The sequence below is a fragment of the Anaerotignum sp. genome (genome assembly GCF_051877975.1).
Lineage (GTDB): Bacteria > Bacillota > Clostridia > Lachnospirales > Anaerotignaceae > Anaerotignum_A.
This window is the reverse complement of record NZ_JBJEJK010000018.1, coordinates 24,788-51,249: the sequence shown is the minus strand read 5'-3', so window position 1 is coordinate 51,249 and position 26,462 is coordinate 24,788. Positions and strand designations below refer to the sequence as shown.

Genomic DNA, 26,462 nt, shown 5'->3' with positions numbered 1-26,462 from the left:
TGCAAAAAGCTGCTCTTTTAATGACATATCATCATCCCTTTTCGCCTAAGTAAACTATCAATCATCTGAATTTACGTTTTCTAGCGGCTTCGGATTTCTTTTTGCGTTTTACGCTGGGTTTGTCATAATGCTCTCTTTTGCGTACTTCGCCCATGATACCGTCTCTGGCACATGTTCTTTTGAAACGACGCAGTGCGCTGTCCAAGGATTCATTTTCTTTAACTTTTACCTCTGACATTGAATTTCCCTCCCTCCCAGTGCGAGATTCGTTGATGGCAAGAAAAGTGCTTTTGCGCCTTTTTTTACCATACATCTAAGAATTATACACAAAAACTTTCGCAACGTCAATAAGAACAAAGAGAAATTCTTCAGAAAAATCATGCCAAATCTTCTTTAGCCGCGGATTTCTTTGTTTTTTTTGCAGTGCCCTTCTTTTTTACAGGAATTTTTTTAGGGATTTCCCGTTCCAAAATGATCATCCCCAAAGGAGGAACATCCACATGAATGCTAAACTGGCAGCGGTTGCAGGGGGCTGCGGTGCTTTCCATAGGAGATGTATTCACCACATTGCTGCCGCCGAAGCGTTCTGCATCGCTGTTCAGGATCTCCCGATAAACGCCTTCCTTGGGTACCCCCAAGGGGAAGCCTTGATGTACCACCGGCGTAAAGTTGCAGACAAAGATCAATTCCTTCTCCCTGCTTCTGCGGATAAAGGATACTACAGAGCTGTCCGCGTCATCACATTCGATCCACATAAAGCCATCAGGGTCGAAATCTTCTTCCCAGAAGGCGCTTTCTTTGGCGTACAGATGGTTCAGCTCTTTCACATAGGCCTGCATATGCTGATGATCGGCATACTGCAGCAGATGCCAATCCAAAGAACGGGCCTCGCTCCATTCCTGATACTGTCCAAATTCACCGCCCATAAACAGCAGCTTCTTACCGGGGTGCCCCATCATAAAGCCATAGGCCAGGCGCAGGTTGGCAAAGCTCTGCCAGGTATCCCCGGGCATTTTGCCGATCATGGAGGATTTCATGTGTACCACTTCATCATGGGACAAAACCAGAATAAAGTTTTCGGAATAATGATAAGCCATGCCGAAGGTCAGCTTATTATGGTGATACTTCCTGTAGATCGGGTCTTTCTTGATATAGAACAGGAAGTCGTTCATCCAGCCCATATTCCATTTCAGAGTGAAGCCCAGGCCGCCTTCTTCCGCATCCCTAGTGACGCCTTCCCAAGAAGTGGATTCCTCGGCAATCATAACCGCACCGGGCTCTCTTTTTGCCATGATGGAATTCATGTGCTTCAAAAATTCCACTGCTTCCAGATTTTCTCTGCCGCCGTATTTGTTGGGCAGCCATTCCCCGTCATTCTTGCAGAAATCCAGATACAGCATGGAAGCCACCGCATCTACCCGCAGGCCGTCGATATGATAGGCATCTACCCAGAAAAGGGCATTGGCCAGCAGGAAATTCATGACTTCCTTTCTGCCATAATTGAAAATATAGGTACCCCATTGCAGGTGTTCGCCCATGCGAGGGTCTTCATGCTCATAGAGGGCTGTGCCGTCGAAACGGGCCAGGCCAAAATCATCCTTGGGAAAATGAGCAGGCACCCAGTCCAGAATGACGCCGATGCCGTTCTGGTGACAGGTATCGATAAAATATTTAAATTCATCGGGACTGCCGTAGCGGCTGGTAGGGGCATAATAGCCCGTTACCTGATAGCCCCAGCTGCCATCGAAGGGGTGTTCCTCCACCGGCAGGATTTCGATATGGGTATACCCCATTTCCTTGACATAGGACACCAGCTGTTCCGCCAATTCTGTATAAGTCAGGAATCTGTTTTCCTCTCCCCGCTTCCAGCTGCCCAGATGCACCTCGTAAATATTCATAGGAGATGTTTTGAAATCATATTTCTTTCTGGCAGTCATCCAGCGGCGGTCTTTCCATTTATACCGCTTCAAGGGATACAGCACAGAGGCCGTCTTAGGTCTCAATTCGGCAGAAAGACCATAGGGGTCTGCCTTATCCACATGCCTGCCGTTGCACTGTACCACATGGAATTTGTATTTATCCCCTTCCTTCAGGCCGGGAATGAAAATTTCCCAGATGCCGGAATTGCCCAGCCTGCGCATCAAGTGTCTGCGGTGATCCCAATTGTTGAAATCCCCCACCACGCTGACTGCCTTGGCATTGGGCGCCCATACGGAAAAGGCTGCCCCCTTGACACCGCCATGGGTCATCAGCCTGCCGCCCATCTTTTCATAAATTTCATAATGGGTACCGGCACCGAAAAGATGTCTGTCAAATTCAGACAGGGTCGGCGCAAAGGAATAGGGATCGTATGCCTTCCAGCTATGGTCGCTGTAATCGGTATATTCCAGCTGATAGCGGAACCACTCTTCCCGGTCTTCGATGGTCACTTCAAAGAAGCCATCCTGATGGAGCAGCTCCATGGGATATTTTTTTCGCTTGTTGGTTTGATCGATCACGGTGATGGCTTTGGCGCCGGGCAGGAAGGCACGGACAGTCACCATTTTTTTGCCGTCCTGTTCCACCTCATGCATCCCCAGCACCGTATGCGGGTCACCATGTTCCCCATTTACAATATGGAAAATATCATAAAGTTTTGTGGTTGTGAGCATATTCTCATCCCCTTTGCTGTCTTTCTTCGTCGAAATCAGGATTTCGAATTAAAATGGATATTTCCCCATTTTCCAGTATCTTTATTATAGCATATTTTGCCTATATTGCCACACCAAAAACCAAGCCAGATTTTGCCATAAAAAGGACTTATTTTACGAAAAAAGAAAGAATCCTGCAAGGGCTTGTCATAAGAAAAGAAAACAGATATACTGTTTACATAAAGACATTTGTCCATATTGCTAAAAAATCACATCTCTAAGGAGGGAATCTCTATGAAACTGATGTTTTTAGGCGCTGCCCATGAGGTAACCGGCAGCTGCCATTATATCGAAGCCTGCGGCAAGAGCATCCTTTTGGACTGCGGCATGGAACAGGGACGGGATACCTATGAAAATCAGGAAATCCCCGTATCCGCATCGGATATTGACTATGTTTTCCTCTCCCATGCCCATATCGACCATTCCGGGCTTCTTCCTTTGTTATACAAAAACGGCTTCAAGGGTGAAATTTACGCCACCGAAGCCACCACAGACCTTTGCCGCATCATGCTGCTGGACAGCGCCCATATCCAGGAATTTGAAGCCCAGTGGCGCAACCGGAAAAACAAGCGTGCCGGCAAAGAGCCCTTTGAGCCCCTTTACACCACAGAGGATGCCATCGCCGTGCTGGATCATTTCGTGGAATGTGATTATATGAAGAAAGTACCTGTCTGCGACGGAATCCAGATACGTTTTACCGATGTGGGGCATCTTTTGGGGTCCTCCAGCATAGAGATCTGGCTGACGGAGGATGGTGTCACGAAAAAAATCGTTTTCTCCGGGGATATCGGCAACATCAATCAGCCCATCATCCACGATCCCCGCTATACCTCCGAAGCAGATTACGTTATCATGGAAAGTACATACGGCGACCGCTACCATGCAGCACCCCCCGATTATGTGGCAGAACTGGCCCGGCATATTCAGGAAACCTTCGACCGGGGCGGCAATCTGGTCATTCCTTCCTTTGCCGTGGGGCGTACGCAGGAAATGCTTTATTTCATCCGGGAAATCAAAGAACGGAAGCTGGTGCAGGGGCATGATGGTTTCAAGGTCTATGTAGACAGCCCCCTCGCCATCGAAGCAACAAAGGTTTTCGTGGAAAATTACTTAGACTGCTATGATACCGCTGCCATGGCACTGGTAAAACAGGGCATCAACCCGCTGGAATTCAACGGCCTGGAAGTGGCAGTCACTCCTGATGATTCCATGGCCATCAATTTTGATAAAAGCCCGAAGGTCATCATTTCCGCTTCCGGCATGTGCGAAGCGGGGCGCATCCGCCATCATCTGAAACACAATCTCTGGCGGCCGGAATGTACCATCCTCTTCGTTGGCTATCAGGCAGTGGGTACGCTGGGCAGAAATATCATCGACGGCGCCCGTGAGGTACGGCTTTTCGGCGAGACCATTTCCGTCAATGCCCATATCGAAGAACTGGCCGGGGTCAGCGGTCATGGAGATAAAAAAGGTCTGCTGAACTGGGTAAACCATTTCGAGCAGAAGCCCGAAAGAGTTTTTGTTGTCCACGGGGAAGATATGGTTTGCGAGGATTTCACCAAATGCCTGCAGGAGGAATATGGCTACAATGCCTTCGCCCCCTATAGTGGTGCCTGCTTCGACCTGCTGACGAACCAGATGATTTCCGAAGGGGTCAAGATTCCTGTTGCGCCCAAGGAATATCCCAAGGCACGGGCTCAATCTGAAGGAGGCAAGCGGGCCATGTATCTGGCAGATCAGCTGGACGAAGCCGGCAAACGGCTGCAGCGCATCATCAGCCAGAACAAGGGCGGTGCCAACCGGGATATGGAAAAGCTGCTGAAGCAGATCAACGAGCTGTGTGATAAATTAGAAAGCTAAGTTCTCGGGGCTTTCCAGCAGGGGATCATCCCCTGCACTCGATATAAAAAAACAGACCGTACTATGTACAGTCTGTTTTTTTGTTTAGTTGCCTGCAATATCAAGACTAGGAACCAGAACAGAAGGCGAACCCACGCCGCCGGAGCCGAAATACAAATCATCTGCAAGTTCCTCCACCATTTCCAGCAAATGATAGAAATTCCCCGCAATGGTAATCTGCTCCACAGGCCTGCCAATCTTGCCAGCCTCCACCCGGAAGCCCTCCGCCGAAAGGGAGAAATCCCCGGAAACGGCATTGGTGCCTGCGTGAAGCCCCATCAGGCTGGTGATAAACAGGCCATTCCCCATCCGGCGGAACAAATCTTCTCTGCTGATTTCACCCTTTTGCAGATAAAAATTGGTGCATCCCGTTTTCACAGAGCCCGTCAGCCCTGCCTTGAAGCCATTGCCCGTGGATTGGACGCCGTCTTTCTTCGCAGAGGCTCTGTTATACAAAAGGGTTTTCAACACACCCTTTTCAATGACAGCCTTATTTTTCCCGGAAACCCCTTCGCTGTCAAAGGGGATAGAGGCATAGCCCCCTTGCAACAGGGCATCATCCCGCAAAGTTACCTTTTCCGATGCAATTTTTGCACCCGTTTTCTCCTTTAATAAAGAAAAGCCCTTCTGCACATTTTCCCCGAAAAAAATGCCGCAAAATGCCCCCAGCAGAGCAACCATGGCTCTGCCATCCAGCACCACATCATATTTTCCACTGGGCACAGAGGCTGCCCCCAGATGAGCCGCCGCACGGATGGCTGCTTCTCTGCCCGTTGCTTCCGGGTCGAAGCCCTTCCAATCCTGATCCTTCCAGAAATAAGAGCCTGTTTTCGTTTCCTCGCCTTTTTTGGCGATGGCGGAAACATATGCGGTAGCAAAGTTTTTCGCAAAGGAAACATCCAATCCCTTTGTATTTTTGATCGCCAGCTCCGCCAGGCCTGTCCCCAGGGCGCAGTAATCCAAAGAAGCCACTTCCTCCGCCCCCGCCAGAGCCGCCTGCTCCATCCGCATAGCCGCATGGATTTTTTCTTCTACCTGCAGCTGCTCCAGTTCTTCGTTGACGCCTTCCAAAAGGGGATAACTTTCTTCCCCTTCATAAAGCTCCTCCATATCCTCCGGGGAAAGGAGGGCCGCATTTTCCTTGGCCGTTTCCACCAGATAAGGGATGGCCGCTTCTGTCAGCTGCTCCGTATAGGCATAACCTGTCCGTCCATGGATATTACCACGGAAGGAAAGCCCCTCCTGTCGGCTGTTTTCATAATTGGCGACCTCGCCTTCCAAAACCAGCACCTCGAAGCTTTTGCCGCCCCGATAAAATACTTCACATTCGGCGAAACCTTCCTTCGTGCCATAGGCAAGGACTTTTTCCAAAAATGCATTTCTATCCAAAGTGCTTACCCCCTTCCGCCTACGGTCATACTGCTGACACGGATCATGGGCTGCCCCACATCGGTGGGAATAGAGCCACTCTTGCTGCCACACATGCCCTGAGCCCGTTTCAGATTATTGCCTACCATATCAATATCCCTGAGGACTTCTGCCCCCTTGCCGATAAGGGTCGCCCCTCTGACAGGCTCGGCAATTTTGCCATTTCTTATCATATATCCTTCCAGTACAGCAAAGTTGAATGAGCCCGTGGCAGGGTCTACACTGCCGCCGCCCATCTGCTTTGCGTAAAGGCCAAATTCCGTATTGGCGATGATTTCCGCCGGCGTGCTTTTGCCGTTATCGATGAAGGTATTAGTCATACGGCTGGTGGGAGCATAGTGGTAATCCTGCCGGCGGGCAGAGCCGGTGATGGCTGCCCCCATCCGTCTGCCGTTCATGCGGTCTACCAAGTAAGATTGCAGAACGCCGTCTTTAATAAGGATATTTCTGGCGGTGGGTGTGCCTTCGTCGTCCATTTCTGCGGAACCCCAGCCGTTTGGAATGGTGCCATCATCAATGGCTGTCACCAAGGGAGAGGCAATCTGCTGCCCCAGCTTTCCTGCGAAAACGGAAGCATTTCTTGCCACTGCCGTTGCCTCCAGGCCATGGCCGCAGGCTTCATGGAAGATGACCCCGCCGAAGCCATTATCGATAACAACAGGCATCTTCCCCGCAGGGCAGGGCTTTGCCCCCAGCATCGTGACAGCAATGCGGGCCGCCTCCCTTGCCGTATCCTCTACGTTGATGCGGTCGAAGAGCTCATACCCTTCGGAGCCGCCGGGCCCCAGATGGCCGCTCTGCTTTTCCGTAGCGGAAGAAGCCACCGCTTCCACCGTAAAACGGCTGCGGGTGCGGTCTTCTTCCCCCCAGATGCCTTCACTATTGGCAACCAAAACGTGTTTCATCACTTCCAAGTAGCCTGCTCTGGTCTGGGTGATCAAAGCATCAAACTCCTTCGCCGCCTGAGAAGCCAAGCGAAGCTGCTCCGCCTTGGCGGTTTTGGCGATACTGCCAGGCAGGATGCGGATGGGGTTGATACATCTTGCCGCCATCTCCTTCCAGCCCTTCACCTGATAGATGCGGTCTCCCTTCAATGCCGCCGCCCCTTCTCTGGCGATGCGGATGAGGTTTTCCTCGGAAAGGTCGTTGGTAAAGCCGTAAATGGTCTGATTGCCAAAAAACAGGCGCACCCCCGCACCATAATCCATGCCGCCTAAGGCTGTTTCCACCCTGCCGTTGACCATGGCAATATTGCTGCGCTTGGTTTCTTCTGCATAGATCTCCGCAAAATCCGCGCCGCTTTCCAATGCCGCCGTCAGTATATTTTCCACTGCTGCTTTTTTCAGCATGTTTTCTCACTTCCTTGTTTCTTTTTCTGTTTCCTCCAAATACAGGCTGACTGCCTCCAGATAATGGAGGAGGCTGCCGTTCTGTCGGATACGGTATTTTTCCTCAAATGCTTCATAGGGGATGGATTTCCGCCCCCCTTTTTCCGCATTTTCCCAGTATAGTTTCAGTGTTTCAAAGGGCAGCAGAAAATATTCATCCCCTGCGGAAAAATGTACCAAAAGGAAGGAAAGCCCCCGCTGCTGCCTGAATTCCTCCATAAATGCCATCTGATGGGCATGGATATTCTGCAAAGGCAAGCTTTTCCCCGCCGTTTCCTTGGCATCGAAGGCCACAGGAACGCCCTGGGCCACGCCGATATAGTCGATGGTGGACTGTTTTTCAAAATAGGCCAACGTAATGGTCTTTGTCTCCGCATCCATCCGCACAGGGGTGATAGGAGTGGGGATTTTCTGGAGCAGCGCCAGCCCCTCCTGCCTGTAGCGTTCATTTGTAAAATTGATGATTTCTTCAAAGGTGCTGCCCCGCAGCCCTCTGGAATTCCAATGGGACATTCTGCTTCCTCCAAAATACTTACTTAAAAAATAAGTATAGCACACTCTGTCCTATTTTGCCAATTCGGATACGGTCACAAAGGTGATGCCCGCCTGCTCCAATTCGGGAATCAGCTCTTTGATGGCTTGGGCAGTCACTTTCCCGCCCTCGGGCCCCACATGGCCGATGGCAAGGGCCTCCCCTTTTTCCAGAGCTACCTCCGCCGCCTTGCGGAGATTGGATTTCACCTGTTCCAGAGAATCGGTGCTGTCCAGAAATACATCCCGCCCCAGGAAGGGTACGCCCTTTTCCTCTGCAAGGGTCTTGCCCAAGCTTTTCGCCGTCGTCATGCTGTCCACAAAAAGAACACCTTTTTCCTGCAAAACATCCATGACGGCGGAGAGGCTTCTCTCATCCTCCATGATGGCAGAGCCCATGTGGTTATTCATCCCCACAGCATCGGGCAGGATGGAAAAGGCCTCCTCCACCCGCAGACGAATTTCCTCATCGGTCATGGTGCGGAACACCCCCTTCTTCCCCACCCATTCTTTTTTCCCCGTCAGGGATTCCATGGGCATATGTATAAAGATTTCCTTTCCCGCCTGCCGCACCATTTCCGCATCGGAAACTGTGCAGGCGGAAAAGGGCATGATGGCCGCCGTGAAAGGGATAGGCAGCGCCAGCATTTCCTCCGTCCCCTCTCCGCAATAGCCGAAGTCATCAATCAAAATCGCCAGTTCGCCCCTTTTTTCCCCGCTGACGGTCACAGCTTTTTCCGCCTGCTTTGCCGCCGCCGTTCTGCCCCCCAAAAAGCACAGGCTGAACAGCATCAAATAACCGACACCCTTTTTCCAGTTCCATTTCATTCAAATCGCCCCTCTTTTTTCCGTTACTCTATTCCTATCCCCTTTTCTTGTCCCCTATGTGAAAAACTATTCGTAAGGCTTCGCCTTACGCATGTGTTTGCTCCGCAAACTTTTTGAGGGATACTATAGCCCATAAACCTGTAAACCGTTTCATAGACTACAGTATCCCTCAATTTTTCTCCGCTATATCACACATCGAAAACCGATGCCTGAACACTGTATATTTTCTTTTAAGAAACCATTCCTTTTTCCTTCCAGCCTTTCAATTCTTTGCCCAGCAGTGCTACCGCCAGCAAAAAGGTCAGCCCATCGGCAATGGGCGCCGCCCCCAAGGCACCATCCAGCCCAAAACGGGAGGACAGCAGCAATGCCAGGGGAATCAGAAAAAAGACCTGACGGGACAAAGATACTGTCAGTGCCTTTGCAGGGCTGCCAATGGCCTGAAAGAAAGATGATGTCACATTGGGCAGGCCATAGACGAAAAACCCCAGCATATACAAACGGAAGCAATGCACGGCAAATTCCTGATACAGAGGTTCTTCTTCCACAAACAAAGCCGCCAAAAAGCCACCGCCAAAACGGAATACACAGAACCATACCACAGAAATGATGATAGAAGCCTTGGCCCCCATTTTGATTGTCTGCTTCACCCGTTCAAACTGCTTTGCCCCGAAATTGTAGCCATTGATGGGCTGTGTGCCGGAAGCCAGCCCCACAAACATGGCATGGGCAATCTGATAAATTTTCATCATCAGCCCATAACAGGAAAGGGCAATATCACTGCCGTAAATAGTCATGGCACCATAATGACGCATCAGGTTATTCATGACGATCTGCGTTGCCGCCGTTGCCGTCTGGGTACAAAAGCTGGGAAACCCCAGCTGCACGATATCCCGCACTGTTTTGCCCCTCAAACGAAGGTTTTCCTTTTTCAGGCGGAAATGCTGAAATCTGGGCAGGTATGCCAAGGCGATACAGCCGGAAACAATCTGCCCGATGATGGTTGCCAAGGCCGCCCCCGTAATGCCCCAATGGAACCCGAAAATAAAAATAGGGTCTAAAATAACATTCAGCACTGCCCCAATCATCATACTCCGCATCATATATTGAGGGTTGCCATCGGCACGGATGATGGCAGTAAAGGCCATATTGCACATGCCAAAGGGCTGCCCCAGCAGGATGATACTCATATACCGCACCGATTCCGCCGCCACCCCGGGGGATGCGCCAAAAAATATCACCAGTTTTTCCGCAAACAGCCGGCCAAAAAAAGCCAGCAATATTCCTGTGCCAAATAAGAGAACGACCCCATTGGCAAAGGCACGATCCGCCTCTTCCTGCTCTTTTCTGCCAAGGTGCAGGCTGATATTTGCCGCACAGCCATCGCCGATCAAAAGGGCCAAAGAGGCCGCTATGGTAGAAATGGGAAAGGCGACATTGGTAGCCGCTATCCCGGCGATGCCCGCAGCATGGCCGATAAAAATCTGGTCTACAATATTATAAAGGCAATTCACCATCAGCGTGAGGGCTGTTGGAATGGAAAATTTCAACAGCAGCCGGCCGATGGGCTCTGTCCCTAAGATATTCTGTTTTGTTTCTGTCATGCTGTTTCCTCCTTCCAAACGGTCCGTCTTCAGGGAAAAGCAAAAAAAGCGCCCCGCAAGTCACGAAACGCTTTTCCTTTCTTCTTCCACAAAAAACAGTTTCCTAACCGCTTTTCTTCTCCCATCCAGACCGTCTGTCGGCTTCGTAATCGAAACGAATTCTGCAGGAAAGATTCCTGCTCGCGGGCTATACCGCCGGTAGAGATTCCCTCTCGTTTCCGAAGAAATTCTTTATCCGAAAATCAATGCATTATGCCACGGGCTTACCACAGGAGCCGCAGAATTTCTGGCCTTCCGCCAAAACTGCGCCGCATTCCGCACAGACAGGAACGGGATCTTTTTCGATGCCTGCCTTTTCCGCCGCCTGTTCCGCTTCTGCCGCCTTTTCCGCTGCCTTACGTTCTGCTTTTTCTGCTTCCCGTTCAGCTTTTCTGGCTTCGCCTTCCGCTTTGATCTGGTCGATCTGTCCTTCCAGATCCCGGATTTTATCCTGCGCGGCAACGATCTTATCGCAAATCAGCATTGCTTCTTCTTCCAGTTTTTCACCAACTGCAAATTTCGCCCAGTAAAATTCCCCTAATTCTCTCTGATATGCCTGAATATTGCCTTTGGTCAAATTGATTTCGCTGATCAGTTTATTGGTTTCCAGGCTGTCGTTCGCCTTTTCCGATACAGTTTTTGCCATTTCGCCTAATTTGTCAAAGAAAGCCATCCTTATTCCTCCTCGCTGTTCCGTTCGTTATCTATATGATATATTTTCGCTTTTTTTCCTAAAATTCCTTTTTCTGTCCGCCTTTTTTCTGCATGAAAAAACAAAATCTCTTCATATTAAAAAGGAGGTGATAGCTATGGATTGGTTTCGCAAATGGGACACTTTGCCGGAGGAAGTTGCACAGCTGATTCTGCATAACAGCAGGGATATGAACCGTTTTTACACCCTTTCCACGGAAGAACGGCAGGAAGTGCTGAATCGGATCCACATGGCAAATACCCCAGATGAACTGGAAAAAACAGCCAAGCGAAAATAGGCGTGCCCTTTGGCACGTCTATGCTTTTAAAAAAATTTTTTTCTTTGCACGCAAAATTCCCAAAACTTTTTTAAAAAAAAGAAACTTTCTATTCAAATTCCCAATTCTCCCAGAAAACAGACTTTTTGGCAAATCCCTTATTTACATTGGTAAATGCAAGCCGTATAATAAACGAAATGTCTTTTTGAGATTTGAGAAGGAAAGAAGTAGAGAGGAAGCCGCAGCATGGATTTATTAAAGAGAAGAATTGTCCAAGACGGGACAGAAGTGGGTACAGAAGTCGTAAAAGTAGATTCTTTTTTGAATCACCAGCTTGATATTGGTCTTTTTATGGCTATCGGGAAAGAGATCCATCGTCGTTTTGCACATCTGGGCATTAATAAAATCCTGACCATCGAATCTTCCGGCATTGCTATCGCTGCCATCACATCCATGTATTTCGATTTGGTTCCCGTTGTATTTGCAAAAAAAACACAGCCCAATACCATGTCTGATGATTTCTACGGTGCCTCCGTAAAATCCTTCACCAAAGGTACCGTTTCCATTGCCCGGGTGGCAAAGCAATATTTGAAGGAAACAGATAAAGTCCTCATTATCGATGATTTTCTGGCCCACGGCGAGGCTGCCATGGGGCTTTGTTCTCTGGTGGAGCAGGCCGGCGGCACTGTCTGCGGCATCGCAGCTGTGATCGAAAAGGAATTTCAGGGGGGCAGCGCAAGGCTGAGAGAAGCCGGCTACCATGTGGATTCTCTGGCTGTCATCACCAAAATCGAAAATGGTCACATCACATTCAAGGATTGATCTTCCGTAAAAAATATTTTTCCCTGCCGAAACGGCGGGGTTTTTTATTTATTTTTTTCTATTTTGACATTTTCACACAAATTTTGCACAAAAAACTATTGGAAAAATCTGCATTTTCACGATTGAGAACTGGCATCCGCTTTGTTATGATAAGCAGGCGTGCTTTGTCTCGCCAAAAAGCTGCAGCAAAATGTGATATTTGCTGCTTTCCATAAAAATCAGCTACAGATATGAACGATACGAAAGGGGATTTTGAACATGCTGAGCGCTTTCATCAGCAGCTTGAAAAATGAATTCCGCGGCTATAATGCAGCCGCATTGACAAAAGACTTGATGGCCGGGCTGACCGTTGCCGCCGTTGCCCTGCCTTTGGCGTTGGCCTTCGGTGTCAGCAGTGGTGCCGATGCTGCCGCCGGGCTGATTACTGCCATTATCGCCGGCCTGTTTATGAGCTTGCTTTCCGGCGGATATTATCAGATTTCCGGCCCTACCGGTGCCATGTCTGCCATTTTGATTCCTTTGGTAGCTTCCTACGGTATCGATGGTGTGTTTATTGCTACTCTGATCGCCGGTATCATCCTGCTGCTGGCAGGCATCCTGCATCTGGGCAAGCTGACATCCTTTATCCCTGCCCCTGTTATCACCGGCTTTACCTCCGGTATCGCTATCATCATCGCACTGGGGCAGATTGATAACTTCTTTGGCACCTATTCTGAAGGTTCTTCCAATATCGCAAAGCTGTTCAGCTATGCCCGCCTTGGCTTCTCTCCCAATATGACTGCTGTCGGGATCGGTGTCTTTGTCGTTCTGTTCATGGTATTTTTCCCGAAAAAGTGGAATGCGGTAGTTCCCGCTTCCCTTTTGAGCATCATCATCGCCACAGCTGCCTCCATCTCTATGAAGCTGGATGTTGCAGTAGTTGGGGAAATCCCTAAAACACTGACACCGGAAAATCGCCTGCTGTTCAGCGCCTTGGATTTGAAAACCATCAGCGCACTGGTAACCCCTGCTTTCTCCATTGCCATTTTGGGCATGATCGAAAGCCTGCTCTGCGGCGCTTCTGCAGGACGAATGACTGGGGTGCGTCTGGATGCCAATCAGGAATTGATCGCCCAGGGTATCGGCAATATCTTCCTGCCCTTCTTCGGCGGTATCCCTGCCACAGCGGCCATTGCCCGTACCAGCGTAGCCATCAAATCCGGCGCAAAAACAAGACTGACCGGTGTATTCCATGCTGTCGGCCTGCTGATCTCCATGTTCCTGCTGGCTCCTGTTATGTCTAAAATCCCTCTGGCGGCTCTGGCCGGGGTTTTGATGGTAACTGCCTGGAGAATGAACGAATGGGAATCCATCCGCTATATTTTCTCCCATAAATTCAAAGGTGCCATGCTGGAATTTGTTGCAACTATGCTGGCAACCATCGTATTCGACCTGACCGTAGCCATCCTGATTGGTGTTGTAATCGGTCTGGTATTTCTGGTATCCCGCCTGTCCTTCATCGAAATCAACTATGAAGATGTGGATATGAACCGTATGCATGTAACAGATCCCGTTCTCTGCGAGCGCTACAGCAATGCGAAGGTTGTTTACATCACAGGCCCTATGATCTTCGCAAACACACAGTCCATTGCGGATATCGCCCTGAAGGTGGAAGGCTATGACACGGTCCTGTTCTCTATGAGAGGGGTATCCAACATTGATATCTCCTGCGCCCAGACTTTGCGGGAACTGGTGGAAAGCCTGCGGAAAAAAGGCGTGGACGTTGTTCTCTGCGGTCTGCCCACCCATGCAATGAAAATGATGGATCGTACCGATCTGCATGATATCATCGGTGACGAAAACTTCTACTGGAGTGTAGAACGGGTTTTGCTGACAAACAGACCCAGACCCGCTGCAAAAGCATAAAATCAGAAAATCAGCCCGTATCCAAAAGGATGCGGGCTTTATTGATGCTTCCCCAACCGTTCCGATATTAGAAAAAACAGTGTTTTTGTTTATCCGAAATCGTGTCTTTCCATTACACCCCTCCCCCAATTTCTCGAAAACAGAAATGATCTTTTCGATACGCTCAAAACAATCGATGTCATCTAAAGCTTCCTCATCCAAAATTTTTTTGATTTCATTCAATGCCTGATAACATTTTAGTTTCATCATTTTTTCAACGTCCATTTTCCACTTGGGCAGTAAACTCTCAAATTCCTCCGACTCCAATATTCTGCATAACATATCACGGTACAATTCCATCTTCATCACCCCAAACAAATAACATATATTATAGCCAAATTGCAATCATAAACTATGTGCAGGGAGGCGGTTTTGTGAAAAACGAAAATTTGATTGTGCGGCCGAAAAAACCGAAGGGGGAAGATGGGCATAAGGTATTTTCTATCCGTGTAAAAGATGAAATCGTAGCACAGTTGGAAGAAATTTGTGCAAGAACGGGGCATAACAGAAATGAATTGATTGGCATGCTTTTGGAGTATGCATTGGAAAATTGCGAAGTTGAGGAAACGGATGAAGAAGAATCCTAATTTTTTTAAAGACAACGCCCCTGCATCATGCGGCAGCTGTTTTCATTTATGGCTATTTCGGTAGACCTGCAAGCTATGACAAAAACGACAGGCAGAAATTTATCTGCGATGCCCCTGCAAAATTGGTTGTGCGGAGAGCGGCAAAAAGAAAAGACCTTGCATTTGCAAGGCCCTCATATTTATGAAAACGATTTTATTTTTTGGTTTTATCCAGTTCTTTTAAATGTTCAGTCAAAACCAAATTGACATACTGAGAAAAGGAACGTTGCTGTTCTTCGGATAATTCCTTCACTCTTTTTACGATGTCCTCATCTAACGTAACACTTACTTTCTGTTTTAGTGGTCTCATTTCCTTTTCACCTCTAGTAAAACAATACTACATTATCCTTCTTCGTATTGACAATTCGCTTAAAGTAGTATAAAGTAGGATAAAATTATGGGGTGATTCTATGTCGGATTTTGCAAAAAATCTAAAAAAATATAGAAAACAGAAAAAGTATTCTCAAACAAAATTGGCGCAGTATATCCACTATGGCTATACTGCAATCGCAAATTACGAAAGCGGCAGGAACGAGCCTTCTATAGATGTTCTGATCCTGCTTGCAAATGCTTTGGATGTAACAGTTGATGAACTAGTTGGTGCCGAGAAAAACGAAATCGAAGGGGATCCCCATCAAAATAGAATTTGAGGGGGATTTTCGTTCAACTTAGATGTATAAAAGCCACAGGATTTCCTGTGGCTTTTATACATTATTATTTTATACATTAAATATTACTTTAAATTTTCCGGATTCAGGCATTCCAATTCAGGCACAACGAAGATGCCATCCTTGCGGATCAGTTTATCATCGAACCAAATCTCTCCGCCGCCGTATTCCGGTGTCATAATCAGCACCAAATCCCAATGGATGGCAGATTTATTGCCGTTGGGGGCATCATCATAGCAGTTGCCGGGGGTGAAGTGGATAGAGCCGGCGATTTTTTCATCAAAGAGGATGTTATTCATAGGCTTAGTGATATAAGGGTTCACGCCAATGGCAAATTCCCCCACATATCTCGCCCCTTCATCGGTATTGAATACCTTTTCCAGACGTTCTTTGTCATTGCCGTCGCATTCCACAATTTTCCCATCCTTAAAGGTCAGCTTCACGTTTTCAAAGGTGAAACCATTGTATTCGGAAGGGGTATTATAGGTAATCACGCCGTTGATGGAATCCCGTACAGGGGCAGTATAGACCTCGCCATCGGGAATATTGCAGGCACCGGCGCATTTGATAGCGGGGATATCTTTGATGGAAAAGGAAATATCTGTATCCTTTGCCACCAAACGCACTTTGTCGGTCTTGTTCATCAGTTCCACCAGATTATCCATGGCTTTGCTCATTTTTCCATAGTCCAGATTGCAGACATTGAAGTAGAAGTCCTCAAAATCCTCCAGAGAGGTCTTTGCTGCCTGTGCCATGGAATTGGTGGGGTAGCGCAGAACGACCCATTTGGTATGGGGCACGCGGATCTGATGGTGGACAGGGTCATCATACAGGCGGTTCTGCATATCGATTTTATCGGTTGGCACATCGTAATGTTCTGTCAGGTTATCCTCGCCCCGTACGCCGATGAAGGCATCCATCTGTTTCATCAGGTGGCAGTCCACCTCTGCCAGCATTTTCTGCTGTTCTTCTGTTGCACCCAGAAGCAGTTCCCGTTCCAGAGAGTTTGTCATCAGCTGTACAAAGGGAATGGCCCCAACCTGATAGACTTCTTTGATGATCTGTTTCACCAAAGGCATGGGGTGGATGCCGTTGCAGGAAATCCAAACCTTTTCTCCTTTTTCCAATCTACAGGAATAATGCACCAAATTATATGCCAGTGTTTTGATTCTTTCGTCCATTTTCAATTCTCCTTTCAAGACCTTGGGGGTTTTACCCCCAATACCCCCACAAGGGACTTGTCCCTTAACCCGATTTGAAAATCAAATTTCTTTGAAATTTGATTTTCGTATAAAGTTACGGTCAAGCCTTTTTAAAGGCTTGCAGGGTTTGGGACAGAGTCCCAAGGTTTTCTTCCATAGTATTGTACACCGTTTTGGAAAAATACGCAAAAAAATTGACAAAGAGATACGGTTGATTCTAAAATATAAGAAAGTATGTTACAATGGGGTGAGTTTTTATGCGTGTCGCCATTCCTACAAAAAATGGCAGGATCGACCAACAGTACAGCCGTGCGACAGAATTTACGGTTTATGAAGTGGAGATCGAGCTGGTGAAGAAAAAAGAGATCATCCCTCTAGGAAAGACCACTGTGTCGGATTTCCTGACGGAGCAGGATATCAACGCCGTCATCTGCGGCAATATCCGTTCCTCTGCCCGCAATACGCTGCGTACAAAGCGCATCGAGCTGACCTATGGCGTCATGGGCGAGGCGGATGATGTGATGATCCGGTATCTCAGCGGGGAACGGCTGGGGGATATTGATGAAAACGCCTACTGGAGAGCAGGCAGAGAAGAGGAGTAATTTATGGCATTACTGGAACGTTTTTTTCCTGATATTTATGTGAAATCTGTATTCGAACTGCCTTTGGATGATCTGAAAAAGCTGGGCATCCGCGGGCTGGTGTTCGATATTGATAATACTGTTGCGCCCTTTGATGTGGCAGAGCCTGATGAAGCGATCGTAGAGCTCTTCGAATATCTGCGGAAACAAGGGTTTAAACTTTGCATTTTGTCCAATAATACAAAGGAGAGAGTGCATCTGTTCAACCAAAAACTGGGGGCTCTGGCCATACATAAGGCAGGCAAGCCCGGCATCAAAAAGCTGAACAGAGCCATGGAGATCATGGGGACAACGCCCAAAAGCACCGCCATGGTGGGCGATCAGGTTTTTACAGATATGTGGTGCGGCCACAAGGGCGGTCTGCTCTGCATCATGACGGCGCCCATCTGCGATAGGGATCAGCTCATCACCAAAGTGAAGCGGGGCGCGGAACGGCAGGTTATGAAGGTATATTTCAAAAAATATGGCGAATAAAAAACGAATTTATGGCGATTTTTTAATTTTTTATTGAAATATATAGCCTAATCTATTAAAATATAAAAGGATAAGCAGGCTTGGCGCAGCCAAACTGCGATGGCGGCTTTTGCAGGAAACCGTCATAGGTGCTTGTTTTAATAGAAAAAAGCATTGAAATTTGGAATTATAAAATGATAAAGCATTTGAGGAGGAAATACTATGATTTCTGCAGGTGAATTTAGAAACGGCGTAACAATGGAATATGAAGGCGATCCCTATGTAATCGTGGAATTCCAGCATGTAAAACCCGGTAAAGGCGCAGCTTTTGTTCGTACAAAAGTGAAAAACCTGAAAACAGGCGCAGTTCTGGAAAAAACATTCAGACCTACTGAAAAAATGCCCAGAGCTCACATCGACAGACAGGATATGCAGTATCTGTACAGCGATGGCGATCTGTTCCATTTCATGAACTCTGAAACATTCGACCAGATCGCAATCAATGCGGCAGATGTTGGCGATTCTCTGAAATTCGTAAAAGAAAATGATGTTGTAAAAGTTCTGTCCTACGCTGGCAAGGTGTTCGGTATCGAACCTCCCCTCTTCGTAGAACTGGAAATCACAGATACAGAACCCGGCTTCGCTGGCAATACAGCACAGGGCGCAACAAAACCCGCTATTGTTGAAACAGGCGCACAGGTACAGGTTCCTCTGTTCATCAACCAGGGCGAAAAGATCAAAATCGACACAAGAACAGGTGAATACCTGGGCAGAGCATAATCCGTTTATTTGCTGAAACAGCAGGGAGGCGTGACCAATGGAATATTTTGAAAAGAAGATCACTTATTTAAGAGGACTTTGCGATGGAAGCGGTTTCCCCGAAGAAAGCAAAGAGGGAAAAATCTTCCATGGTATTCTGGATGTTCTGGATGACATGGCTTTCATGCTGGAAACATTCATGGATGATGAAGACATGGTGATGGAGGAAGAAGATCTGGATGAAGCAGATGAACCCATTTTCTTCTATTCTTTCATTTGCCCCAACTGCGGCGAAGAAATCGATGTGGATGAGGAGACCATGGAAACGGAAACGGAAATCGAATGTCCCGGCTGCGGCGGCAGCATCCCTATGGGGACAGCCGATATTGACGAACTGAAATTTTGATTTAAAAAAGATGGCTTGCAGAAATGCAGGCCGTTTTTTTGTTTTCTTCCGTTTTTAATAAATGTAAATTTTTGAAAAAATAGATTTAAAAAATTCAGTGATAAGAACAAAATATAAAAAATATCGTCATTATTTTTATGAAAAATATACCAATACAGCCGCATTCATAAGAAAAAGAAACAGACGTTTCTGCCAAAATTGCCCATGGTGTATTGACAAATGTCCTTGAGAGAGATATCATAAGCCCATCAAAAATAAACCAACGAAGGAGAGGAAGTACTTCCCTGACGGAAACAACAGAGAGCCGCTGGTGGTGGAAATGCGGTGTGGATGCAAGGAAGGAATGGGCTCCCGAGGGCGAGCGGAAATGCAAGCCGGAGAAGGCTCCGTTATCAACGAAGTGTATGTCAGTACACATGAGAGGGTACATTCGTACCAAGCAGGGTGGCACCGCAGGAGTGAGCTCTTGTCCCAGCAGAGAAAGATGTTGTTGGGTCAGGAGTTTTTTGTTGTTTAAAAAAAGTTCCGCCCGCCAGATGAGACAGACGAGAAAAAAGAAAAGACGAGAGGAGAAATGTAAAATGAAACAGGACAAAAATATCCCCTATAAAATTTATCTGGAAGAACAGGAAATGCCCAAACAATGGTACAATGTGCGGGCAGATATGAAAAATAAACCCGCTCCCCTGCTGAACCCCGGCACATTGCATCCCATGACAGCGGAAGAATTGGGTGCGGTATTCTGCGATGAACTGGTACAGCAGGAACTGGATAACGAAACAGCTTATTTCGATATCCCCCAGGAAATTCAGGATTTCTATAAAATGTACAGACCATCTCCGTTGGTTCGCGCTTACCGTTTGGAAGAAAAATTACAGACACCCGCAAAGATTTATTATAAATTTGAAGGCAACAATACCAGCGGCAGCCATAAGCTGAATTCCGCCATTGCCCAGGCTTACTATGCGAAGAAGCAGGGGCTGAAAGGCGTGACGACAGAAACCGGTGCCGGCCAGTGGGGGACAGCCCTTTCCATGGCCTGTGCATATCTGGGGCTGGACTGCCATGTATATATGGTAAAAGTATCCTATGAACAGAAACCCTTCCGCAGAGAAGTGATGCGTACCTATGGCGCAGATGTAACTCCCTCCCCTTCTATGACAACAGAAGTGGGCAAAAAGATTCTGGCGGAACATCCCGGCACTACTGGCAGCCTTGGCTGTGCCATTTCTGAAGCCGTAGAAGCGGCACTCAGCAAGGAAGGTTATCGTTATGTTCTGGGCAGCGTGCTGAATCAGGTATTGCTGCATCAGTCTATCATCGGTATGGAAACGAAAGCGGCTCTGGATAAATACGGCATTGAGCCGGATGTGATCATCGGCTGCGCCGGCGGCGGCTCCAATCTGGGCGGTCTGATCTCTCCCTTCATGGGTGAAAAGCTCCGCGGCGAAAAGGATTATCAGATCATCGCTGTAGAACCTGCATCCTGCCCCAGCCTGACAAGAGGGAAATTCGCTTACGATTTCTGCGATACCGGTATGGTAACGCCTCTGGCGAAAATGTATACCCTGGGCAGCGGTTTCATCCCTTCTCCCAACCATGCAGGCGGTCTGCGGTATCACGGCATGAGCCCCGTGGTTTCTCAGCTGTATCATGATGGCCTGATGGAAGCTCGTTCTGTAGAACAGACAGCCGTATTTGAAGCGGCAGAACAGTTTGCCCGTATCGAAGGCATCCTGCCGGCACCGGAAAGCTCTCATGCCATCCGTGTAGCCATCGATGAAGCCTTGAAATGCAAAGAAACCGGCGAAGAAAAGACCATCGTATTCGGTCTGACCGGTACAGGCTATTTCGATATGGTAGCTTATGAAAAATTCAATAACGGCGAAATGGGCGACTATATCCCTACAGATGACGATTTGGAAATCGGCTTCAAGGGTCTGCCTAATGTCCCTGAAAAATAAAAAATGAGAACACTCCGCTCATTCAGCGGGAAAAACCAATCTATCAAACAGCCCGGACAGTTAACTGTCCGGGCTGTTTGCTTTTCGCAAAGGCGCTCTCGGCCTGTCCTTTTTCCCTTCCAGCGTAAATTCCATATTTTGGAAAGCAAGAACTCTTACGGAAAGCCAAAATCTCCCCAATAATCCCTTCTTTTTCCCCTGTATCCATTGACAGAAAAGCGGGAAATATAGTAAAATATTTTCTATTAAAACAAACAGCTATGAAAAGGAGAGTACGTGATCTCCTTCTGCTGACAGAGAGCCCCGGCGGCTGAAAAGGGGCGCAGAAGAATCACCGAAGATGGCCTTGGAGCTTCGCCCCGAGTGTCTGCCCCGGCAGGCATTAGGCTGCGACGGGTTCGCCCGTTATTGCGTGGAGGTAAATATCCTTTTGGGTATTTACTCGCTGAGGTTTTTTTCGTGAGAAAAAAGCGAAGTTAGGTGGTAACACGGCAAATCAGTCCGTCCTTTCAGAAGGATGGACTTTTTTTGTAACAAAACCATTTTCATTCAATCCTTAACTTACAAAGAATGCCGGTTAAGGCTTGAATGAAGGTGATTTGCGGAGCAAATACATTCCTCATGCTGTGCATGAGGAATGGTTTACCTATATATTTACCTAATTATAATCAAAAAGGAGAGATAATTGTGGCTAAAGAAAAATTCTACATCACCACACCCATTTACTATCCCAGTGATAAACTGCACATTGGTCATTCCTACTGCACAGTAGCAACAGACACAATGGCTCGTTACAAAAGACTGCGCGGCTATGATGTTATGTTCCTGACAGGGACAGATGAACATGGTCAGAAAATCGAACGTATCGCAACCAGCCAGGGCATGACTCCCAAGCAGTACACAGATAAAGTCGTTGCAGGCATCAAAGAACTGTGGGAAACCCTGCATATTTCCTATGACAGATTTATCCGTACCACAGATGACTACCATGTAAAAGCTGTACAGAAAATCTTCAAGCAGCTCTACGATCAGGGTGATATCTACAAAAGCGCCTATGAAGGCTGGTACTGTACCCCCTGTGAATCTTTCTTCACAGAAACACAGCTGAAAGACGGCAAATGCCCCGACTGCGGCCGCGATGTTGAACTGCTGAAAGAAGAAAGCTACTTCTTCCGCCTTTCCAAATACGGCGACAGAATCATTAAATATTATGAAGAAAACCCCGAATTCCTGCAGCCCAACACACGCCAGAATGAAATGATCGCAAACTTCCTGAAACCCGGTCTGGAAGATCTGGCTGTTTCCCGTACCTCCTTCAAATGGGGCGTACCTGTAGAATTTGACCCCGGTCATATCGTATATGTTTGGATCGACGCATTGTCCAACTATATCACTGCTATGGGCTACGGCAGCGATGATGACAGCGACTTCAAAAAATACTGGCCCGCAGATGTACACGTTGTCGGGAAGGAAATCGTTCGTTTCCATGCCATCATCTGGCCCGCAATGCTGATGGCTCTGAATATTCCTCTGCCCAAAAAGGTATTTGGCCACGGCTGGCTGGTTATCAACGGCGGCAAAATGTCCAAATCCGTTGGCAACGTAGTAGACCCCAACGTATTGGTTGATAAATACGGTGTAGATGCTATCCGCTACTTCCTGCTGAGGGAAATCGCTTTCGGTCAGGATGGCAACTTCAACAACGAAGCCCTGATCCAGCGCATCAATTCCGACCTGGCAAATGACCTGGGTAATCTGGTTTCCAGAACCGTAGGCATGATCGAAAAATATTTCGGCGGCAAGCTGCCTGCGGACAGAGCTGCAACAGCATTTGATGCAGACCTGCAGGCAATGGCAGCAAACACCATTCCCAAAGTAGAAGAAAAAATGGATAATATGCTCTTCTCCGATGCCCTCATCGAGATTTGGAACCTGATCCGCCGTACCAACAAATATATCGATGAAACACAGCCTTGGGTTCTGTGCAAGGATGAAACAAAGAAAGCAGAGCTGGCAAACGCTCTGTATAATGTGGCAGAAAGCATCCGTATCATTTCTATCCTGATCCAGCCCTTCATGCCTCTGACCCCCGAAAAGATCTGGGCGCAGCTGAACATCACGGCCGGCGAACTGACAGAATGGGAAAGCACAAAGAAATGGGGCCTCCTGCCCGCAGAACTGGCTGTACAGAAAGGCGAAGCCCTCTTCCCTCGTATCGATATGGAAAAGGAACTGGCAGAACTGGAAGCTGCGATCAAGGCTTCTCAGGCAACTTCCATTGCAAACCAGCAGAAGAAGGAAGAAGCGCCCCAAAAAGAGGAACCCAAAAAAGAAGAAGCCAAGAAAGGCCATGAAGAACCCGAATACCCCGCGGAAATTACCATTGATGATTTCTGCAAGGTGCAGCTGAAAGTGGGCGAAGTGCTGGAAAGCAAGGAAGTGCCCAAGTCTAAAAAACTGCTGCGGAATATCGTAAAGATTGGTGATGAAGAAAGAGTCATCTTCTCCGGCATCAAACACGCCTATGCCCCCGGCGAATTGGTTGGCAAACGTGTTGTCGTTGCTTACAACCTGAAACCCAGAAAGATGATGGGCGAAATGAGCTACGGCATGCTCCTGTGCGCAGAAGACAGCGACGGCAACCTGTCCATTCTGACCACAGATGATAAAGACTTTGAAAGCGGCAGCGGCATCAGCTAATGAACTATTTTGAATCCCACGCGCATTACGATGATAAGCGATTCAAAGAAGACAGAGAGGAGCTCCTGCGGGAGCTTCTCCCTGCTTCCGGGGTCAATCATGTCATCAATATCGGCTGCGACGTAAAAAGCTCTGAAATGAGCATCCGTCTGGCGGAAAAATATGACTATATCTACGCTGCCGTCGGCGTACACCCCCATGAACTCTATGATATGTCCTCTCAGACCATCGCCAAGCTGAAAAAGCTCAGCGAACACCCGAAGGTAGTTGCCATCGGGGAAATCGGCCTGGATTATTATTACGACACCCACCCCAGAGAATTGCAGCGATTCTGGTTTCGGCAGCAGCTGCGCCTAGCGGAAGAAGTAAATAAGCCTGTTGTCATCCATTCCCGGGAAGCTTCCCAGGAAACCTTTGACATCATCCAATCCACCAATATCCGCCGGGGTTCCATCCACTGCTATTCCGGCTCTGCCCAAATGGCGCAGGATTATGTGAAAATGGGCTTTCATATCGGCGTTGGCGGTGTGGTGACTTTTTCCAATGCGAAAAAACTGGTGGAGACAGTGGAAGCCATTCCCATCGAAAGCATCCTTATCGAAACAGACTGCCCCTACCTGGCGCCCAACCCCAACAGAGGCAAACGGAATGACTCTACCAATCTGAAATACATCGTGGAAAAAATCGCGGAAATCAAAAATATGACGCCCGAAGAAGTGGCAAAAATCACAGAGGAAAACGCAAAATCTTTATTTTTCAAATAAAAAATCAAAAAAATTTTGCTCCCTTTCCAGAAAAAGTATAAACCCCGAAAAACCCTGTAAAATCAAGGCTTTCCGGGGTTTTTTATTGCAAAATAATTGCATTTTTTTGCCATTTATTTTAAGAAATTCCGTTAAGATTTTTAAAAAAGGTTGCGTAATTGTTACAAATGTGTTAATATATTCACTGTACGAAGCATAAAGATATATCAGAAATGATATGTCTTTTCTTATGCGATGAAAGCATTGGCAATGAACGCAGACAGGATGGCTACTTGCAGATCATCCTCCGCGGACACCAGAAAGGTTGCTTTCATGGCATACATGCAGTCAAAAAAAGAAAGCGTAATCATTATGCGGAAGTGACGACTCCCCGTGTAAATACGACTGCGACCGTCCCCCATTCAAGGACGGGAGAAAGGCATAAAATCTAATGTCTATCATCTATTACTAACAGGAGCGACATCCCCTGCCATTCCCACAAAAACGGCAGTACGGCTCGTTCAAGGAGGAAAAAATGAAAACACATCTTAGAGTATTTGCTATCGTGGTATTTATATTGGTAATCGGCTGCGGAACAGCATCTGCTTACAGCAAAACAAATATGCAATCTGTAGTCATCAACATCGACGGTGCTCCCAGAATGGTCTCCACAGATAAGGAAACTGTGGGCGAACTGCTGGAAGATCTGGCAAACACCATCGACACAGACTATATCCTGGAGGACGCAGAGGAAAGCGACCCCATTGAAGCAATGATGACACTGTCTCTGACATCTGTAACAGAAAAGACAGTCGCATCTACAGAAACTGTCCCTTACAAAACCATCGAACGGGAAAACGCCAACCTGGAATACGGCGAAACAAAAGTGGTTCAGGAAGGGAAAGATGGTGTATCCACCATCATCAGCAAAGAAATTTATCATGGCAATGAACTGATCGATACAAAATTCGTGGAAGAAAAAGTGGTAACAGCAGCGCAGGATAAAATCGTTGAAGTCGGCACAGCCCATACCATCAACGGCATGAGATATTCCAAAGCCATCAACGCAAAGGTAACTGCTTATACCCCCTACGACGCAGGCTGCAGCGGCATCACAGCCTCCGGCACAAAAGCTGGCTATGGCACCATCGCTGTAGACCCTAATGTCATCCCCTTAGGCTCTAAAGTTTATATCCCCGGTTATGGTGTAGCAACGGCTACAGATACCGGCGGTGCCATCAAGGGCAACCGTGTAGACGTTTGTTATGGCTCCCAGAGCGAAGCTTTCGGCTGGGGCGTCCGGAATGTAACTGTATATGTTTTGAGCTGATCGAAGCATAGAAATATTGAAAGCAAAAACAAAACCACGACAAAGCAAAAGCCATCCCGATGGGATGGCTTTTTTCATTGCAGAAAAAATTTTTTCTCTATTAAAACAAATATTATCTGGCATTCACCTTTCCGGAAAGGGTCTCTATATCAATGCGGACAACACCGGTCTTATCCATTTTCGGCAGGATATACTCGTCAGAATCCTTGAAGGAATGGGGCGCATATTTCCTGCAAATCAGCCGCAAGGCATGCAGCTTTTCTTCCCTGTCCGCAACAATAGCTGCCATTCCCTCCGCCAAGGCGCTTTCATAGCGATGGGTAAACTTTTCCTGATCCACATAAGCATTGGAAACAAAGCTCATGCAGACCTTCGGGTTTATGCGGATATTCTCCAGCTTTCTGCCCTCCAACGCACAGTGGAAATAAATCCGATCCCCTTCCATAACAGGAGACACCGCGACCCCGTAAGGCTGCCCCTCCCCATCGGCTGTCATAAGGATGCCGTATTCTGCATTTTTCATAATTTCTCTCGCCCGTTCTTCAGAAACCAGCCTGTCCTGTCGGCGCATTTTCTGTCCTTCTCTCATCTTTTTCCCTCCCGATTCGTTTTTTTCAGTCTAACATAAAATTCCGCAGGAAAAAAGGGTATACTAATCCCATCAGCAAAGCGTCCCCCATTTCTGCGGATTTTCATTGTGCTTGCCGCAAAAAAATGATAAGCATTCGCAAAAGTATGGATTTTCTGAAATCCCACGCCCCTTTCTGCTTTTTCTTGCCCTGCTCATCTCATTATTGACATTTGTCATAAAACGGTCTATACTGCAATA

General features: G+C 47.6%; 26 protein-coding genes, 1 riboswitch and 1 other annotated feature. Of the genes, 15 read left to right on the top strand and 11 right to left on the bottom strand.

The features are described 5' to 3' along the window. Positions 1–61: 61 nt before the first annotated feature. Entirely contained in the window at positions 62–238 is a 177-nt protein-coding gene (gene rpsU / locus ACI39P_RS03265; protein ID WP_016406744.1) for a 30S ribosomal protein S21, read from the bottom strand. 139 nt (positions 239–377) lie between these two features. Then, the gene (gene glgB / locus ACI39P_RS03260; protein WP_439719262.1) at positions 378–2,651 is read right to left on the bottom strand and encodes a 1,4-alpha-glucan branching protein GlgB; all 2,274 of its coding nucleotides are present in this window, start codon (positions 2,649–2,651) and stop codon (positions 378–380) included. A gap of 273 nt (positions 2,652–2,924) precedes the next feature. On the opposite strand from glgB, the gene ACI39P_RS03255 reads away from it, so the two are divergent. Next, a complete protein-coding gene (locus ACI39P_RS03255) occupies positions 2,925–4,550 on the top strand; it encodes an MBL fold metallo-hydrolase RNA specificity domain-containing protein (RefSeq protein ID WP_439719261.1) in 1,626 nt (541 codons plus the stop codon). Between the two features lie 84 nt (positions 4,551–4,634). On the opposite strand, the gene ACI39P_RS03250 is transcribed toward ACI39P_RS03255, so the two are convergent. The 6 genes from ACI39P_RS03250 to ACI39P_RS03225 form a co-directional block, all read right to left on the bottom strand. Next, entirely contained in the window at positions 4,635–5,978 is a 1,344-nt protein-coding gene (locus ACI39P_RS03250) for a metallopeptidase TldD-related protein (RefSeq protein WP_439719260.1), read from the bottom strand. A gap of 5 nt (positions 5,979–5,983) precedes the next feature. Continuing rightward, positions 5,984–7,366 (bottom strand): metallopeptidase TldD-related protein, encoded by a 1,383-nt coding sequence (locus ACI39P_RS03245; protein WP_439719259.1) that lies wholly within the window; start codon positions 7,364–7,366, stop codon positions 5,984–5,986. Between the two features lie 6 nt (positions 7,367–7,372). After that, on the bottom strand, positions 7,373–7,918 hold the full coding sequence (locus ACI39P_RS03240; protein ID WP_439719258.1) for a Holliday junction resolvase RecU: 546 nt from the start codon (positions 7,916–7,918) through the stop codon (positions 7,373–7,375). Between the two features lie 51 nt (positions 7,919–7,969). Beyond that, positions 7,970–8,764, bottom strand: a complete 795-nt coding sequence (locus ACI39P_RS03235) for a divergent polysaccharide deacetylase family protein (protein ID WP_439719257.1) — start codon at positions 8,762–8,764, stop codon at positions 7,970–7,972. 230 nt (positions 8,765–8,994) lie between these two features. Then, entirely contained in the window at positions 8,995–10,368 is a 1,374-nt protein-coding gene (locus ACI39P_RS03230; RefSeq protein WP_439719256.1) for an MATE family efflux transporter, read from the bottom strand. Between the two features lie 109 nt (positions 10,369–10,477). Further along, positions 10,478–10,598: riboswitch (FMN riboswitch) on the bottom strand. 20 nt (positions 10,599–10,618) lie between these two features. After that, entirely contained in the window at positions 10,619–11,080 is a 462-nt protein-coding gene (locus tag ACI39P_RS03225; protein ID WP_439719255.1) for a zinc-ribbon domain-containing protein, read from the bottom strand. Positions 11,081–11,216: 136 nt separating this feature from the next. Here ACI39P_RS03225 and ACI39P_RS03220 point away from each other — a divergent pair, with 136 nt between their 5' ends. The 5 genes from ACI39P_RS03220 (at position 11,217) to ACI39P_RS03200 (ending at position 14,974) form a co-directional block, all read left to right on the top strand. Then, complete coding sequence (locus tag ACI39P_RS03220; RefSeq protein ID WP_439719254.1) at positions 11,217–11,396, top strand: hypothetical protein; 180 nt, start codon at positions 11,217–11,219, stop codon at positions 11,394–11,396. 225 nt (positions 11,397–11,621) lie between these two features. Continuing rightward, positions 11,622–12,197 carry a xanthine phosphoribosyltransferase gene (locus tag ACI39P_RS03215; protein ID WP_439719253.1) on the top strand — a complete coding sequence of 192 codons (576 nt, stop codon included), beginning with the start codon at positions 11,622–11,624 and terminating at the stop codon, positions 12,195–12,197. Positions 12,198–12,455: 258 nt separating this feature from the next. Next, positions 12,456–14,102: a SulP family inorganic anion transporter gene (locus tag ACI39P_RS03210; RefSeq protein ID WP_439719252.1), complete on the top strand. Its 1,647-nt coding sequence runs from the start codon at positions 12,456–12,458 to the stop codon at positions 14,100–14,102. Between the two features lie 413 nt (positions 14,103–14,515). Next, positions 14,516–14,728, top strand: a complete 213-nt coding sequence (locus ACI39P_RS03205) for a ribbon-helix-helix domain-containing protein (protein WP_439719251.1) — start codon at positions 14,516–14,518, stop codon at positions 14,726–14,728. Between the two features lie 48 nt (positions 14,729–14,776). After that, positions 14,777–14,974, top strand: a complete 198-nt coding sequence (locus ACI39P_RS03200) for a hypothetical protein (protein WP_439719298.1) — start codon at positions 14,777–14,779, stop codon at positions 14,972–14,974. Here the strand turns inward: ACI39P_RS03200 and ACI39P_RS03195 are convergent. Further along, the gene (locus tag ACI39P_RS03195; RefSeq protein ID WP_320792184.1) at positions 14,922–15,077 is read right to left on the bottom strand and encodes a ribbon-helix-helix protein, CopG family; all 156 of its coding nucleotides are present in this window, start codon (positions 15,075–15,077) and stop codon (positions 14,922–14,924) included. The genes ACI39P_RS03200 and ACI39P_RS03195 overlap by 53 nt on opposite strands. A gap of 100 nt (positions 15,078–15,177) precedes the next feature. Between ACI39P_RS03195 and ACI39P_RS03190 the strand changes: the two genes are divergently transcribed. Next, positions 15,178–15,417: a helix-turn-helix domain-containing protein gene (locus tag ACI39P_RS03190; RefSeq protein WP_439719250.1), complete on the top strand. Its 240-nt coding sequence runs from the start codon at positions 15,178–15,180 to the stop codon at positions 15,415–15,417. A gap of 83 nt (positions 15,418–15,500) precedes the next feature. On the opposite strand, the gene ACI39P_RS03185 is transcribed toward ACI39P_RS03190, so the two are convergent. Further along, a complete protein-coding gene (locus ACI39P_RS03185; RefSeq protein ID WP_439719249.1) occupies positions 15,501–16,616 on the bottom strand; it encodes an aminopeptidase in 1,116 nt (371 codons plus the stop codon). Positions 16,617–16,894: 278 nt separating this feature from the next. On the opposite strand from ACI39P_RS03185, the gene ACI39P_RS03180 reads away from it, so the two are divergent. The 8 genes from ACI39P_RS03180 (at position 16,895) to ACI39P_RS03145 (ending at position 25,633) form a co-directional block, all read left to right on the top strand. After that, positions 16,895–17,239 (top strand): NifB/NifX family molybdenum-iron cluster-binding protein, encoded by a 345-nt coding sequence (locus ACI39P_RS03180; RefSeq protein ID WP_439719248.1) that lies wholly within the window; start codon positions 16,895–16,897, stop codon positions 17,237–17,239. Positions 17,240–17,242: 3 nt separating this feature from the next. After that, on the top strand, positions 17,243–17,752 hold the full coding sequence (locus ACI39P_RS03175; protein WP_439719247.1) for a YqeG family HAD IIIA-type phosphatase: 510 nt from the start codon (positions 17,243–17,245) through the stop codon (positions 17,750–17,752). Positions 17,753–17,953: 201 nt separating this feature from the next. Then, positions 17,954–18,511 (top strand): elongation factor P, encoded by a 558-nt coding sequence (gene efp / locus ACI39P_RS03170; RefSeq protein ID WP_439719246.1) that lies wholly within the window; start codon positions 17,954–17,956, stop codon positions 18,509–18,511. Between the two features lie 37 nt (positions 18,512–18,548). After that, complete coding sequence (locus tag ACI39P_RS03165; RefSeq protein WP_439719245.1) at positions 18,549–18,896, top strand: CD1247 N-terminal domain-containing protein; 348 nt, start codon at positions 18,549–18,551, stop codon at positions 18,894–18,896. A 581-nt stretch (positions 18,897–19,477) separates the two neighbouring features. Beyond that, positions 19,478–20,860 carry a TrpB-like pyridoxal phosphate-dependent enzyme gene (locus tag ACI39P_RS03160; RefSeq protein ID WP_439719244.1) on the top strand — a complete coding sequence of 461 codons (1,383 nt, stop codon included), beginning with the start codon at positions 19,478–19,480 and terminating at the stop codon, positions 20,858–20,860. A gap of 251 nt (positions 20,861–21,111) precedes the next feature. Continuing rightward, positions 21,112–21,372 (top strand) — a binding site (T-box leader). Between the two features lie 175 nt (positions 21,373–21,547). Continuing rightward, positions 21,548–23,560 carry a methionine--tRNA ligase gene (gene metG, locus ACI39P_RS03155; RefSeq protein WP_439719243.1) on the top strand — a complete coding sequence of 671 codons (2,013 nt, stop codon included), beginning with the start codon at positions 21,548–21,550 and terminating at the stop codon, positions 23,558–23,560. Further along, entirely contained in the window at positions 23,560–24,324 is a 765-nt protein-coding gene (locus ACI39P_RS03150) for a TatD family hydrolase (RefSeq protein WP_439719242.1), read from the top strand. Before metG ends, ACI39P_RS03150 begins: the two co-directional genes overlap by 1 nt. A gap of 514 nt (positions 24,325–24,838) precedes the next feature. Continuing rightward, on the top strand, positions 24,839–25,633 hold the full coding sequence (locus tag ACI39P_RS03145; RefSeq protein ID WP_439719241.1) for a 3D domain-containing protein: 795 nt from the start codon (positions 24,839–24,841) through the stop codon (positions 25,631–25,633). A gap of 112 nt (positions 25,634–25,745) precedes the next feature. Here ACI39P_RS03145 and ACI39P_RS03140 read toward each other — a convergent pair whose 3' ends face one another. Beyond that, positions 25,746–26,222: a pyridoxamine 5'-phosphate oxidase family protein gene (locus ACI39P_RS03140; protein ID WP_439719240.1), complete on the bottom strand. Its 477-nt coding sequence runs from the start codon at positions 26,220–26,222 to the stop codon at positions 25,746–25,748. Between the last annotated feature and the right edge of the window lie 240 nt (positions 26,223–26,462).